Raw genomic sequence first — 14,352 nt, forward strand, 5'->3', positions numbered from 1 at the left:
ACAAGCGGATCGGGATGTTTGTGTTTTCCTTACTGCTTGCGGATACGGAGTCATCGCGTAAAGTTTCGGTTAATTCAAGTTATGAAGAAATAACGTAGCGTTTAAATACCTTCTCGCCAAGGAGTGGAAATAAGCGGTCTGAACAGAGACCATGGCAATCATCAGCATGTTTCGGACGGCTTCCCTTTGCTGAGGGTTCAAATGTTCCATGCTGCACGCAAATTGATTCGCCTTCTGGCGAATGGTCGATTCCGTTAAAGCGTCATGGTTGCGCTTGCCCGAGTCATGTCCTTGAACGTCGAGCAGCTGATCGTTGTTCGCATCAAGCTCTTCGAACAGACGGGAGTAGGTCGCATATAAGTCAGCAGGCGCCAGCAGGTCGTCAGTCTCGTCGTCAGGCTGCTGGAATATAATTTCAAACAGCTTCCGGATGGATTCGAAATCCAGGCAGTTTTTTAGATCGTCTATGATAAAAAGCATGGCGGCTTGATCGACCGAATATTTTTTGCCTACTTTGGGAGAACCTAAAAAATCCTTGAAATCTCGTTTTACCCAATTCTGCATCGAGGTAATGGACATATTGGTATATTCGATTTGATTGCCAAGAGAGACGATGTCTTGCAGAGAAAAGCCTTCAACCCGATTATGCTTGATCATTTTCTCAAGCACGGGGGGAAGATGGGTAGAAAGAAAAGCGGATAGGGATGTGCCGTGCTCCATGTCCGCCTGGTGGTTTTTTTTCCATGCCTCCTGCAGAACAGTGAGGGGAGATCGGGTAGCTCTTCCTTTCAAGGAGAGGAGGATAATCGCCATTTCTTTACGCGTTAATGTGAAAGTCTCCATGAAAACTTCTCCTTCTACATCATTTCAATCTTTATGAGTTCAATTGAACTCATCATAAAACGTTTCGTATGAGTTTGTCAAAGGGAGATAATGAATGAAAAATGCCTGTTAGGGTTAACTTTAATACGAAAAGAACGTAAACAGGGTGAATTCAGCCCTATATACCGTTTTATTATTCATAAGACGTAATATATAATAAGTTCATAAGAACTCTCAAATGTGAGTGATCCTAATATTATAGACTAAGGAAGGTTGATATGGGCCTAAATTTGTTTCTTGTAGCCGTTCTTATTTTGCTTACCGCATTTTTCGTCGCGACGGAGTTTGCCATTATTAAGTTACGGGGCAGCCGGGTAGACCAGTTGGTCTCGGAAGGACGAAATAATGCGATCGCGGTGCAAAAAGTTCAAAGTAATCTCGACGGGTATCTTTCCGCGTGCCAATTGGGGATTACGATTACGGCTTTGGGACTTGGATGGCTGGGTGAACCGACCGTTGAGAAATTGCTGCATCCGCTGTTTGATGCGTTCGGTCTTGGGGCTGAAGTAAGCAGCTTAATATCCTTCCTTGTCGCTTTCGTTCTGATGACCTATATTCACGTCGTGCTTGGCGAGCTGGCGCCGAAAACGTTAGCTATTCAGAAGGCGGAGCAAATCAGTTTGCTGGTCGCGAAACCGATCATGTTATTTTATAAAATCATGTATCCGTTCATCTGGTTATTAAACGGGTCGGCCAATGCACTCATTCGTATGGTCGGTTTAAAGCCGGCCAAGGAACATGAGGAAGCGCACTCCGAAGAAGAGATTCAGATTATTGTTTCGGAAAGCTATCAAAGCGGGAAAATCAATAAAACGGAGTACGGTTACGTGAACCGCATCTTCGCTTTCGATGACATGCTGGCAAGAGAAATCATGGTTCCGAGAACGGACATGATTTGTCTGTATACGAATAATACATTGAAGGAAAACCTGGAAATCATTCGCCGCGAGCAATACACGCGGTTTCCTATAGCGAAGGACAGCAAGGACAATATTGTGGGAATAGTGAACACCAAACATTTTTTCCTGCTTTATGATAACAATCCTGATTCATTCGATTTCAATAAATTGGTCCATCCGGTACTTACGGTACCCGAATACATGCCAGTCAATACGCTGCTGGCCAAAATGCAAAAAGAACGGGTTCACATTGCGATTCTCGTGGATGAATACGGCGGTACGTCGGGACTGATCACCATGGAAGATATCCTTGAGGAGATTGTGGGAGAAATTCGTGACGAATTCGATGCCGATGAAGCCAAGGAAATCGAAAAAATTGAGGATGACAAATATATTTTAGACGGCAAGGTGCTTTTGAGTGAAGTGAACGACCTGTTCGGTAGCGATTTGGAGAACGATGGCGTTGACACCATCGGGGGATGGCTATTCGCGGCCAATCCGGATATCGAAGTCGGCACATCCTGGACTTATGACGGGTTGACCTTCGTTGTCTTAAAGAAGGATAGCCATCGTATCCGGCGTATCGAAGTAAGCAAACAAAGAACCGTTGCCGACGATGCTTCTTTAGAGAAAAGCCATGCCTGATTAAACCAACTCTTCATGAATTAGAGGCAATCACGTGGAAACGCGTTGATTGCCTCTTACTTTGTCGCGATATCAGAATTTGACCGTTTGCAGGAAGTGCTCGATGTCCTCTACTGAACTAGGTTTACTGATCAAATAGCCCTGAATCTCATCGCACTTCATCTCGCGCAGTAAGGCCGATTGAGCCTCTGTTTCTACGCCTTCCGCCACGACAATCATCCCAAGGCTGTGCGCCATATCGATAATCGCTTTAACAATCGAATGGTCTTCCTTGTGATCCTGGATATCCCGAATGAAGGATTGATCGATTTTAAGATGGTCGATCGGAAACTTTTTTAAATAGCTGAGCGAAGAATAGCCCGTCCCGAAGTCATCCATGGATATTTTGACGCCCAACCTTTTGATCTCATGTAATATCGACAGCACATATTCCATATGATGCATACTGAGGTTCTCCGTAATTTCCAGCTCCAGATATTGCGGCTTCAGTCCGGATTCCCGCAGTACCCGGGGGATGAGCTCGACAAGGTTTTGTTCCCGGAATTGTCTGACGGACAGGTTGACGGAAACGGAAAATGGCGGATATCCGGCATCCTGCCAAGCTTTATTTTGCGCGCAAGCCGTATATAAAACCCACTCTCCGATCGGATTGATCAGCCCCGTCTCTTCAGCCAGAGGAATAAAATCGGTCGGAGGAATCCAGCCGCGTTCCGCATGTCTCCAGCGAATCAAGGCTTCCAGCCCGCTGAACGTTCCTGACCTTACATTCATTCTGGGCTGATAGTAAAGCTCGAATTCGCCATGATCCAACGCTTTACGCATCATGGTTTCCAGCGTCATTTGATTGCAGGAAGCCTCATCCATTTCGGACGTATAAAATTGATACATGTTCTTGCCCTTGTCTTTGGCGGCATACATCGCTTGATCGGCATTCTTAAGAAGCGTTTCCTGATCTTCCCCGTCGTCCGGATACATGCTGATTCCGATACTGGGGGTGATGAACACTTCGTGACCGCTAATCAGGATAGGAGCGGTAAACAGATCAAGCATGCTTTGCGCGGCTTGGGCGGCTTGTTCACGGGTCATGTTCGGGAATACCGCAGTAAATTCGTCTCCGCCCATACGAGAGAGGAAATCATTGCTTTCGATGCTGCCTTTCAGCCTTTCCGCGACTTGCTGCAGCAGAAGGTCGCCGTTCCGATGTCCAAGGGTATCGTTAATCACTTTAAAACGATCAAAATCAATAAAAAGGATGGCTGCCGTCTGCCCGTTACGTTTACTCTGCTCTAACGAAACTTCCAATTCCTGATTGAACAGCACCCGGTTGGGAAGGCCTGTTAAATGGTCGTAATAGGCAAGATGCTGAATTTCACGAAACATGTAGTGAAGTCTCTCGGCCATGATCCGGTAATTCGCAATGAGAATCGTAATTTCGGTCAATAGGCTGCTGGGCCAATGAACGGCGTTTTTCTCCAATATTTTATTGGGTAAGTCCGTTGTCGTATGCGCTAACCGAATGATCGGCCTTACGATCGAACGGCTGATGAAGAAGGACGTAATGATTGCGATCAGTCCGCAAATCAACAGGATCGTAAGTGTTTTGATATAGGACTTGTACAATCCGTTCTGATAAGGCGCAAACGACGATTCCACGATGACGGTCCAGTCCCCAAGGCCTGATAACGGCGTGATCTTGATGTATGACGAGTTTCCCCACCGTTTCATCGGATTTTTGATATTTTTGGGGAGCCAATAGTAGAAGCCGTCCTTCAAGTCGTGAATCTCGCCGTCTTTTTTCCAGTCATATTCCTGCATAACGGCATTCGCGGAACGGGTGCTGGCGATCACGTGCCGGTTGCGGTCCACGATGGTAACATGGATGTTCGTATATGTTGTGAGTGCTTGAATTCTTTGGCTAATATAACCGAGATCCAGGGCCCCGCCGGCAATGCCCTGGAACTGCCGGCCGCTCATGATCGGAGCGCTGATATTTACGACGGGTTCGGACACGCCGCCTCTTCCAGCGAAAACATCGGAAATGACAAGCTGTAAGCTTTCTTTGTTTTGTATAAAGTACAGCCTGTCCGAGAAGTTCAAACCGAGCGTAGGTTGGCCGTTCATATTATGTAAGGGATAGAAGGTTACGGTTGTTCCTGCAGCATTGGTGATGAACATATTATGAAAATCAGGAAAAATTTGTTTAAAATGAGCAGTAAGCCTCTGCAGAGCCTCTGCATCGTTCAGATCAGTTTCAGCCGCGAGATTGGAAAATTGCCCGACAGCCGACACATGAACGTTTCTCCAGTTGCTGATATCGTTCTCAATGATTTCCGATTGGCGTTCCGCCGCTTCCTGAATCGCCGCATCGGTTTTCTTAATCTCCTCTCGGCTCACCATGATCATGACAAGCAGCAGGGGAAAGACGATTAAGGCGACAAAAATGTTAAAAAGAATATCGTACAAAGAACGGGACGTTTTTTTGGAGGTTCGACCGGTCCCCATGGGAGCCCTCAAATAAGTGAGGATAAGGCTTGCAATCAAAGCATTTAAAATACTGTTGACAGCATCCTTAAGCATAACTGTCAACGTAGCCGTAGCGTCCATCTGCAATCCATAATGATAGGATAACCAGATCATCGGCATGCCCAGCAGGATCCAGAACAACGCGACCAGGAAGACGAAGTTGCTGATCTTCTGCCGGTAGAAGAGGCCGACGAATATCGTCTCTGCAATAAAGACCAGCATAGCATACGGATGATTCCATAAAATTAAGGTAGCGCTGCTTGCGAGAACAGACCCGATCAATCCCCATTTAAATCCATAGAGCTTCATGATGAGCCATACAAAGATGCTGCCGAATATAAAGTCGACTCCATAAAATAGAGACAGGTTCATGATGTTTCCCAAACAAGCCAAGACCAGCAACAGGACCAGGTAAAAGAATGAAACGACAGGTGAAGAAGTTCTTGTAAACAAAATAGCTGCTCCCATCCACGATAGTTTTGATCCATACCTTGTGAATGACAAACCGCCCACTAAGCAAAAAACACTACCGAAAGGTAGTGTCTTAAATTGCAACCCAGCCATCATCGCAGAAACTGCGGAAGACCTGTGGCTTTGCGTCCCCGCCTTTCGAACGAGTTTGCCGTAGGTATTTAGTTCTATATCATTTAAAAATAAACGATCTGTCGTATTTTGTCAAAAATATTTGAAGATTTTCACGATTTTTGCTAGTTACCCCTCAAATTTGCAAGTGAAGCAGAATACTATAGAAGATCCGGCTGATCCACCTCCAAATCGCGCATCGGGTTTCCAATAAAGGAGGAGAAGTTTCATGTTTAAACGATTTGACAAGTTATACGGTATTGACTTAGGAACGTCAAACACGGTGATCTTCGAGCAGGGTAAAGGCATCGTGCTGAGCGAACCGTCTGTAGTCGCCTTTCATCAAAGCACCGGCGAATTGCTGGCCGTAGGCGCGGAGGCGCAAGCGATGATCGGACGAGCTCCCGCTCATGTCGACATCACCTATCCCTTGAGGAATGGCGTCATCGCCAATTTCGATCTGACCAGCAGCATGCTTCAGCATTTTATCAAAAAAATACAAGGCCGCTCGTCTTTGCTGCGAAGCTCTCAAGTATATATTTCCGTGCCTTGCGGCATTACCAATGTGCAAAAGCGGGCCGTTGAAGAAACGATCGTCCATAAGGGAGCCAAACGGGCGATTGCGGTCGAGGAACCGCTGGCTGCTGCGCTTGGGGCAGGACTTCCGATTGACGAGCCGATCGGTCATTTGGTGCTCGATATTGGCGGAGGCAGCTGTCAAGTGGCCATCTTGTCGCTCGGGGGCATTGTGGCCAGCCATACGGTGAACCGGGCGGGGATGTCTCTTGACCTAGATATTATGGATTATGTGAAACGGCAGTACAACCTGGAGATCGGGGAACGAACGGCCGAAGAAATCAAGAAACAAATCGGAACGGCCCGTGCTTCCTCCGAAGAACGTACTCTCGGCATTAAGGGGCGGGATGTGATTAACGGATTGCCCCGTTCGATCCAGTTGAGCTCCCGGGAAATATACACGGTGGTGGATGATTTCCTGCAGCTGCTGGTCGAAGCTATTCGCGCGACGTTGGAGCGGTGCCCGCCCGAGCTTGCCGGGGATGTGGTGGAGCAGGGGATTCTGCTGTGCGGAGGCGGCGCTCTGCTGGAAGGAATTGATGAACGGATCCGCGAGGAGACCGGGGTTCCCGTACATATTGCCGAGCATCCGCTTGAATGTACCGCTCTTGGCACCGGCATGATGCTCGGCGCGCACAACAGCAAGCGCGTACCGGCGTGGCGGGAGGCCAAACCGGAATCGGCGGTGCAGCAGGATGCGGGCCAGCAAGCCGAAATGTAAGGAAGCTGTGAACAGTCCATGGGGCGGCTGCCGGTCGGCGGCAAGACGATCGTCCGCATCCGTGACAAGGAAATGACCTGCGTTATTCACAGGCTTATACACATTACTAACAGGCTATCTCATCTTCCTGTGCATAGGTTTTAGTACATTCATTAACATATCCACAATCGAGGTTATACACAGGTTAAAAGAGAGTCGGTTATCCCGGGCGGAAGTCGCCGGGACCGGATAGATCGAGCAAGCGACCGTTCCCGGTCTGTATCGGGGAGCGGTCGCTTGTTCGGTTCATGGCGTCTGCGGAAGCCCGAAGGCGTCGGCCAGCAGACGGTAGGAGTGTACGCGTGCGCCGAAGTTGTGAATCGGGGAGACGATCATCAGTTCATCGGTGCCGTACCGCTCGGCAAAATCGAGCAGTTGGGCCTTGACGCGGTCGGGCGTGCCTACGAAGCGGCGCTCACGGGCCCCGCGAATGCGCAGCAGGTCGTATTCCGTATACGGATAGTCCATAGCCGTCTGTACGGAAGGGAAGGCATGCTGGTCGAGGCCGCTGCCCAAGCGAAGGAAGAACAGATCCGAGCTTGTCGCCAACCGGTTCGCTTCGTCCTCCGTATCGGCGCATACGACCAGGACCGCAGCAAGGGCTCGCGGACGATCGTTCAAGCTCGACGGTTGAAAGTGCTCCCGGTAATACCGGATCGCCGCTTCCCCGCCGGGCGCGCCGAAGAACTGCGCGAATCCGTAGGCTGTCCCCTGTTGGGCCGCGATTTTGGCGCTCTCATCGCTTGAACCGAGCAGCCACAAGTCGGGAGCGGTTGCGATCGAAGGCGCCGCCTGCAATTTGGCGTACGGATGATCGGGAGGCAGCGATTCGTACAAGAACCCCGTTAAATCGGCGACTTGCTGGGGATAGCGGTCCGTGTCTACATATTTATGCTCCTGCAGCGCTCGCGTCGCCAGCGGCATGCCTCCCGGTGCGCGGCCGAGTCCGAGATCGATGCGGTTCGGATGAAGCGCCTCAAGCAGCTTGAAGTTTTCCGCCACTTTATAAGAGCTGTAATGAGGCAGCATCACGCCGCCCGAGCCCACACGGATGCGCGAGGTCGCCGCGGCCAGGTGAGCGATCAGCACCTCCGGACTGGAGAAGGCCAGCATCCTGCTGCCGTGATGCTCGGATACCCAGTATCGGGCATAGCCGAGCCGGTCCGCTTCTTGCGCCAGCCGCGTCGTTTCCTTCAACGCATCCGCGGCGGTTTGTCCTTCGCCGACTTGGCATTGATCCAAAATTCCGAGTTTCATGGTTCGCACCTCCGATTCATGTTCTAAATCTAAGAGTAATGAATTCACTATATTTTAGCAAGCGATGTATTTTTAATAAGTAAATGCGAACCATTGCCGGGGGACCGCGCAGTAGTGCGACCCGGTGAAACCTGCTATAATGTGGATGAAACCGAGGTGATGGATATGGTCAAGAAAAAACGGCCGACATCCGCCGCTCAGCCGGCTACTTCCGATAAACCGGCCACGTTGAAGGATCTTCTGAATCCGGATATCGTGAACAAGCTGAAGGCGCAGGCGGACGATATGAAAGCGGAAGCGGCTAAACGCGAGGAAGCCGCCAAGCAAAAAGCGGCGGAAGCCCGCAAGGCCGAAGAGAAGCGTCTCGAGAACGACTTTGATCATTTGCTGAACAACAGCGGTCTCGACTGGCGCCAATATAAGTAAGAGAAGATCAGGCTGCCCGCGGGGCAGCCTGTTGTTTCATGACACCACGGACCGCAAGTAAGGGGAAGGATGGGACACCGGATGATTCGACTTCGAGGGCATCATTTATTATGTTTGCTAGGCTACCGGGGGATGGGCTACTCGCCCGACTTTTGCACCAACATGACGGCGATCTATGAGCGGCTTCGTGAACAGCCGCAGACGCGGGTCGTGCTGGTGGAGGGGCCGGACGACATCTGCGCCGCATATCCGAAGGACAAGCCCCCGCACTGCGAAGAAACGAGCGTAGCGCATCGCGATTCGCGCGTGCTGGAGAAGCTCGGGCTGCGGGTCGGCCGCGAGATGAGCTGGGCCGACGTATGCGGCGCGGTCGATGAGACGATGGAGGCAGGCGACATCGGGCGGATCTGCGCCGGCTGCCCTTGGGAGCCGTACGGGGTATGCGAGGACGGCGTGCAGCGAATCAAGCGGGGCGAGGAGCTGCCTCCGGTAGGGGCGTAGCCGGTGCCGGGCTGCGATGCGATTCCGGATCGAATGAGGGAACCGATGGTTAGAGGCAGTATTAAGGATCGACAGGGGGGATACGATGGCGAACGTATTTATGATCTCCGATCATCACTTCGGCCACAAGCACATTATCGATTTCGAATCGAGGCCGTTTACCGGTAGCGAAGAGATGACGCGAGTCATGACGGAGAAGTGGAACGCTGTGGTGGGGAAGGACGATCAGGTGTTTCATCTGGGCGATTTCTCGTTCTTAAATATGGAGAAAACGAAGCAGATCGTGTCCGCTCTTAACGGGTACAAAGTGCTGATTCTCGGCAACCACGACCGGGGCCGCGGCCGCCGCTGGTGGCTCGACGCCGGGTTCGATGAAGTAAGCGAGTATCCGATCGTGTACGGCGGATTTTTCTTCCTGTCCCACGAGCCGATGTACATGAACAAGCATATGCCCTACGTGAACATTCACGGTCACATCCACGGGCAAAAGTACGAGGGGACACAGTACGTCAACGTTAGCGTCGAGCATTGGGACTATACACCGGTTCCTTTCGACACGATTAAGGCCAGGGTTGTGCCGAGCGAAGAACAGTGAGCCGGAGCTGCCTTTCTTGCCGCCTGCTCCCCGCCGCGGCCCCGTGTCTGGTTTATAACAGCTTAAAGCGCTCCAAATGATCCCATAACCGCTCCCGGCGCAATATTTCCTTCTGTTTCGGTCCGATCAGATCGTAGTGCGGATAGGGCGGGCGGTTATGGATATACGCGGGATTCAGGCCGTTGCCGCGGCACCATGCCTCGAGCCGTTCGAGATCCGCACAACCTACCTTGGTCACCGACGTAATGCCCGGAAACCGCGGGTCCAGCCAATAATGCGTCAAATAAGCGATTTCCCCGCGCGTCACCGCTTCCTTCCACGCCGTCAATTCTTCTCGTTTAATTCCGAATGCCATGCGCCGCTATCTCATCCTTTGCACAGTGGTAAGTTACTGTTCATTATATCAAGACGATCGTCGGGTTGCGATCTTCGCCCAGGACGTCATGGGGAATGATGGAATAGAGAAACAGAGGGGCAGGGCAACAAAACAACAGAGCACAGAGAACGAGCAGGTGGGCAAGACAGAAAGAGACCCGCGAGCGCAAGGCTTGCGGGTCTTAAAAGTTTATATATCAAAAGGGGGTCGAGTTCTATTATAGGCGGGGAAGCTTAAAGACAGATGAAAATTAGATTTCATTTATGTAACAAATCATTTACACATTTTACTAAAAGCCGTTTCCGTGGACGGACTGCGTTTGCCCGCCCGGCTGCGTCCGGTCCCCGTAGGCGGGGCTCCAACGCCCCTGCCTCTGTATCCCGCGATAGTACGGCACTTGCTGCACGACGATCCGGCGTATGCGGAGGCGGCGAATGATTTTGCCGAGCGGGTGAAGGATGTGAGCCACGTGCTGGAAGGCATGACGGAGCGGATGAAGGCGGAGCACGTCGTGGACTTCCTGTATGAACGGTTAACTGCGGAACAGCGGTAAAGCGGTCTATTGACAGGGGAAAATGCGCGGTGCTATTATATCACTATTCCTATTAAATTAGTATGAATTAAGTCATCCGTACAGCGGAGACATTCTCGTACCCGGGAATGTCTTTTCTGTTGTTGGAAAATCTAGGGTATTGACAGGTGGCTGATTTGCTAGTATCATATCAAAGATTTAATGGCCCAAGGGCCATATGGCATGGGGGATACCCTTCGCGTATAAATTCTATGAGATCGGCGCACCATTTAGCCAAACCCTTAGGAATTATACGCCAGTGCTTTAACATATGAGGTGCGACAAGACATGATCCAACTGAGCAACGTATCGAAAACCTACCAGGTCGGCGACCGTTCCATTGCGGCGCTGCGGAATATCGATCTCACGGTCAACAAAGGCGAAATCTTCGGGATTATCGGGCACTCCGGCGCCGGAAAGAGCACGCTGATTCGCACGATTAACGTGCTGGAGCAGCCGACAGGCGGACAAGTATTCGTCGACGGGGTAGAGATGACGGCGTTGAACGGCCGGCGGCTGCAGCAGGAGCGCAGCTCGATCGGGATGATCTTTCAGCATTTCAATCTGCTTTCTTCCGCTACCGTTGCGGATAACATCGCGTTCCCGTTAAGGCTCGCGAAGCAGCAGCCGGGCGCGGTGGAGCGCCGTGTGCGCGAGCTGCTGCAGCTGGTCGGGCTGGAAGAGCATGGCGCGAAATACCCGGCGCAGCTGTCCGGCGGGCAGAAGCAGCGGGTCGGCATCGCCCGTGCGCTCGCGACGAGTCCGAAGGTGCTGCTGTGCGATGAGGCGACGTCCGCCTTGGACCCGCAGACGACGAATTCGATTCTGGCGCTGCTGCTCGATATTAACCGCAAGCTGCATATTACGATCGTGCTCATCACGCACGAGATGCACGTGATCCGCTCCATCTGCGACCGGGTGGCGGTGATCGACGGCGGTAAAATCGTAGAGCTCGGGCCCGTGACCGATGTGTTCCTGAAGCCGCAGCATCCGACGACGCGCGAGTTCGTGGAGCAGCTGTCGGACAGCTCGGAGCCGCTGCAGGCCGCCTCTTCGCCGGCGCACGAGCGGACGATCGTGCGGATCACGTATTTGGGCGAACAGACGTATGCGCCGATTCTGTATGAAACGATGCGGGAGGCCAGCGTGCCGCTCGTTATTCTGCAGGGGACGATTTCCCGGATCAAGGACACGCCATACGGACAGATGGTGGTCGAAATTCAAGGCGGCCGGGCGGACGCGGAGGAGACGGTAGCCCTGCTGCGCAGCCGCGGTCTCGATGTGGAGGTGATCCGCTATGGATAAGCTGATGGAGCTCGATTGGACGGAGATCGGCCGTGCCACGCTCGATACGCTGACCATGCTCGGGCTGTCTACCGTTTTCACGGTGCTGATCGGGCTGCCGCTGGGCATCCTGCTCTTTCTGACCTCGCGCGGCCAGATGCTTCAGCACGGGACGGTGTACGGCGTGCTCTCGCTGGTCGTCAATGTGCTGCGGTCCGTACCCTTCATCATCCTGATGATCATGGTGATTCCGTTCACGAAGCTGCTTGTCGGCACCTCGATCGGCGTTCCCGGCTCAATCCCGCCGCTCGTGATTGCAGCCGCGCCCTTCTTCGCGCGGCTCGTCGAAACGGCGCTGCGCGAAGTCGACCGCGGGGTTATCGAAGCGGCGCAGGCGATGGGCGCGTCGTACGGACAGATTGTGAGCCGCGTCCTGCTGCCTGAAGCCCGTCCCGGCTTGATCGCGGCGATCACGATCACGGCCGTGACGCTCGTCTCCTACACGGCGATGTCGGGCGTTATCGGAGGCGGCGGTCTTGGCGATCTCGCGATTCGCTACGGGTACCAGCGGTTCCAAACGACGGTGATGATCGTCACCGTGCTCGTTTTGCTCGCGTTAGTTCAAATCCTGCAAACTCTGGGCGACCGGCTCGTGCGGAGATACCAGCGGAAATAAGGATTTACTAAATAGATATCGTTCAGTTAAAAATGGGGAGGAATTCGAAATGAAAAAAGTCATGATTACCGCATTATCCGCTGTACTCGCCTTCACAATCGCCGCTTGCGGCCAGAAGGAAGCAGCGCCAAGCGCGAACACCCCCGCTGCGGGCGCCGCAGGCGGAGAGAAGAAAGAAGTCACACTGAAGGTCGGCGCAACCGCTGTGCCGCATGCTGAAATTTTGAACTCGGTCAAAGCCAAGCTGAAGGAGCAGGGCGTTAACCTCGAGGTGAAAGAATTCACCGACTATGTGCAGCCTAACGTACAGGTGTTCGAAAAGCAGCTGGATGCCAACTTCTTCCAGCATACGCCTTACCTGGAGCAGTTCAACAAGGATAAAAACATGAACCTCGTCACCGTCACCGGCGTCCACATCGAGCCGTTCGGCGCTTACTCGCAAAAGATTAAGAAAATCGAGGAGCTCAAAGACGGCGCCACCGTCGCGATCCCGAACGACCCGTCCAACGGAGGCCGCGCGCTTGCGCTGTTGGAGAAGAACAACCTGATCAAGCTGAAAGACGGCGTCGGCGTCAAGGGGACTGTCAAGGATATCGTCGAATACAAGAAAAAGCTGACCATTAAAGAGCTTGAGGCCGCTATGCTGCCGCGCGTGCTCGGTGAAGTCGATCTGGCGCTCATCAACACGAACTATGCGCTTGAAGCGAAGCTCGTGCCGACGAAGGACGCGCTGTTTATCGAAGGCCAGGATTCGCCGTATGTGAACATTCTCGTCTCCCGTCCGGACAACAAGGATTCGGAGGCGATCCAGAAGCTGGCGAAAGCGCTGAATTCCGAAGATACGAAGAAGTTTATTAACGATAAATACAATGGCGCGGTTGTGCCTGCGTTTAAGTAAGATTGGACGAAGAAGCAAGCAGAACGCATTTCCTATACGGAAATACGGTTCTGCTTTTTTCTTATCCTTGACCCTCACGTTGCGTGATGGATTACGATGAATGGGGGAGGTGAACGAGATGCCGTATAAAGTGAAGGAAGTGTCCGAGATCGCCGGGGTGAGCGTGCGCACACTGCATCACTACGATGAGATCGGTCTGCTGACGCCGGGGGCGGTTAATTCGGCCGGCTACCGTTTCTACACGGAACGGGAAATGGAACGGCTGCAGCAAATTTTATTTTTCCGTGAAATCGGGTTCTCGTTGAACGAAATTAAAGCCATCCTGGATAGCCCCGGCTTTGACCGGAAAAGCGCGCTCGAGGCGCACCGGGAGCTGCTGCTGGAGAAGAAACGGCGGCTTGACGGTATGATCGACACTGTGACCCGGACGATCCAATCCATTGAAGGAGGGAGCGCAATGAGCGACAAGGAACTGTTCGAGGGCTTCGACATGACGCCGATTGAGGAGCACAAGAAAAAGTACGCCGCGGAAGCGCGGCAAACATACGGCGATGCGACGATGGACGCGATCGAGAAACGGACCAACGCGTACACGAAGGAAGATTGGGCGCGAATAACGGCAAGGAACGAGGCCATCAACGCGAAAATTATCGCCGCCATGGAGCGCGGCCCGGCCGACCCGGAGGTACAGGAAGGCGTGGGAGAGCTGAGGCAGTACATCACCGAACATTTTTACGATTGTACGTTGGAGATTTTCCGCGGTCTCGGGGATTTATACGTGACCGATGGTCGGTTCACTGCCAACCTCGATAAGAACAAGCCGGGGTATGCCGCTTTCTTGCAAAAAGCGATGCATGTATACTGCGACCGGGAAGAAAGGGAAGGCGAGCCGGGTTGAAAA

The 14,352-nt window shown here is 52.4% G+C and carries 14 protein-coding genes and 1 riboswitch; of the genes, 10 read left to right on the forward strand and 4 right to left on the reverse strand.

Going from position 1 to position 14,352, the window contains the following annotated elements; translation table 11 throughout:
* Positions 1-69 precede the first annotated feature (69 nt).
* Positions 70-843 (reverse strand): DUF1836 domain-containing protein, encoded by a 774-nt coding sequence (locus PVA01S_RS08265; RefSeq protein ID WP_127606742.1) that lies wholly within the window; start codon positions 841-843, stop codon positions 70-72.
* 257 nt (positions 844-1,100) lie between these two features.
* Between PVA01S_RS08265 and PVA01S_RS08270 the strand changes: the two genes are divergently transcribed.
* The gene (locus PVA01S_RS08270; RefSeq protein WP_127606744.1) at positions 1,101-2,426 is read left to right on the forward strand and encodes a hemolysin family protein; all 1,326 of its coding nucleotides are present in this window, start codon (positions 1,101-1,103) and stop codon (positions 2,424-2,426) included.
* A gap of 72 nt (positions 2,427-2,498) precedes the next feature.
* Here PVA01S_RS08270 and PVA01S_RS08275 read toward each other — a convergent pair whose 3' ends face one another.
* Positions 2,499-5,402 (reverse strand): EAL domain-containing protein, encoded by a 2,904-nt coding sequence (locus tag PVA01S_RS08275; RefSeq protein ID WP_164751773.1) that lies wholly within the window; start codon positions 5,400-5,402, stop codon positions 2,499-2,501.
* A gap of 94 nt (positions 5,403-5,496) precedes the next feature.
* Positions 5,497-5,583, reverse strand: a riboswitch (cyclic di-GMP riboswitch).
* A gap of 177 nt (positions 5,584-5,760) precedes the next feature.
* On the opposite strand from PVA01S_RS08275, the gene mreB reads away from it, so the two are divergent.
* On the forward strand, positions 5,761-6,828 hold the full coding sequence (gene mreB, locus PVA01S_RS08280) for a rod shape-determining protein (protein WP_127606748.1): 1,068 nt from the start codon (positions 5,761-5,763) through the stop codon (positions 6,826-6,828).
* A gap of 285 nt (positions 6,829-7,113) precedes the next feature.
* On the opposite strand, the gene PVA01S_RS08285 is transcribed toward mreB, so the two are convergent.
* Positions 7,114-8,124, reverse strand: coding sequence for an LLM class flavin-dependent oxidoreductase (locus PVA01S_RS08285; protein ID WP_127606750.1), 1,011 nt, complete (start codon positions 8,122-8,124; stop codon positions 7,114-7,116).
* A gap of 165 nt (positions 8,125-8,289) precedes the next feature.
* Here PVA01S_RS08285 and PVA01S_RS08290 point away from each other — a divergent pair, with 165 nt between their 5' ends.
* The 3 genes from PVA01S_RS08290 (at position 8,290) to PVA01S_RS08300 (ending at position 9,646) form a co-directional block, all read left to right on the forward strand.
* Positions 8,290-8,550 (forward strand): YqkE family protein, encoded by a 261-nt coding sequence (locus PVA01S_RS08290; RefSeq protein ID WP_127606852.1) that lies wholly within the window; start codon positions 8,290-8,292, stop codon positions 8,548-8,550.
* 81 nt (positions 8,551-8,631) lie between these two features.
* On the forward strand, positions 8,632-9,051 hold the full coding sequence (locus PVA01S_RS08295) for a DUF1284 domain-containing protein (protein WP_127606752.1): 420 nt from the start codon (positions 8,632-8,634) through the stop codon (positions 9,049-9,051).
* A gap of 85 nt (positions 9,052-9,136) precedes the next feature.
* The gene (locus tag PVA01S_RS08300; RefSeq protein ID WP_127606754.1) at positions 9,137-9,646 is read left to right on the forward strand and encodes a metallophosphoesterase; all 510 of its coding nucleotides are present in this window, start codon (positions 9,137-9,139) and stop codon (positions 9,644-9,646) included.
* Positions 9,647-9,698: 52 nt separating this feature from the next.
* On the opposite strand, the gene PVA01S_RS08305 is transcribed toward PVA01S_RS08300, so the two are convergent.
* Entirely contained in the window at positions 9,699-10,001 is a 303-nt protein-coding gene (locus PVA01S_RS08305) for a hypothetical protein (RefSeq protein WP_127606756.1), read from the reverse strand.
* Between the two features lie 325 nt (positions 10,002-10,326).
* On the opposite strand from PVA01S_RS08305, the gene PVA01S_RS08310 reads away from it, so the two are divergent.
* The 5 genes from PVA01S_RS08310 to PVA01S_RS08330 all read left to right on the forward strand — a co-directional run bounded on the left by PVA01S_RS08310 (position 10,327) and on the right by PVA01S_RS08330 (position 14,349).
* Positions 10,327-10,575: a hypothetical protein gene (locus tag PVA01S_RS08310; protein ID WP_127606758.1), complete on the forward strand. Its 249-nt coding sequence runs from the start codon at positions 10,327-10,329 to the stop codon at positions 10,573-10,575.
* Between the two features lie 306 nt (positions 10,576-10,881).
* Positions 10,882-11,898: a methionine ABC transporter ATP-binding protein gene (locus PVA01S_RS08315; RefSeq protein ID WP_054795767.1), complete on the forward strand. Its 1,017-nt coding sequence runs from the start codon at positions 10,882-10,884 to the stop codon at positions 11,896-11,898.
* On the forward strand, positions 11,891-12,553 hold the full coding sequence (locus PVA01S_RS08320; RefSeq protein ID WP_054795768.1) for a methionine ABC transporter permease: 663 nt from the start codon (positions 11,891-11,893) through the stop codon (positions 12,551-12,553). The genes PVA01S_RS08315 and PVA01S_RS08320 overlap by 8 nt, the downstream gene beginning before the upstream one ends.
* 49 nt (positions 12,554-12,602) lie before the next feature.
* Positions 12,603-13,451, forward strand: coding sequence for a MetQ/NlpA family ABC transporter substrate-binding protein (locus PVA01S_RS08325; RefSeq protein WP_127606760.1), 849 nt, complete (start codon positions 12,603-12,605; stop codon positions 13,449-13,451).
* 118 nt (positions 13,452-13,569) lie between these two features.
* Complete coding sequence (locus tag PVA01S_RS08330) at positions 13,570-14,349, forward strand: MerR family transcriptional regulator (RefSeq protein ID WP_127606762.1); 780 nt, start codon at positions 13,570-13,572, stop codon at positions 14,347-14,349.
* Positions 14,350-14,352: the final 3 nt, after the last annotated feature.

It is taken from the genome of Paenibacillus validus NBRC 15382 (assembly GCF_004000985.1).
GTDB classification, from domain to species: domain Bacteria; phylum Bacillota; class Bacilli; order Paenibacillales; family NBRC-103111; genus Paenibacillus_G; species Paenibacillus_G validus.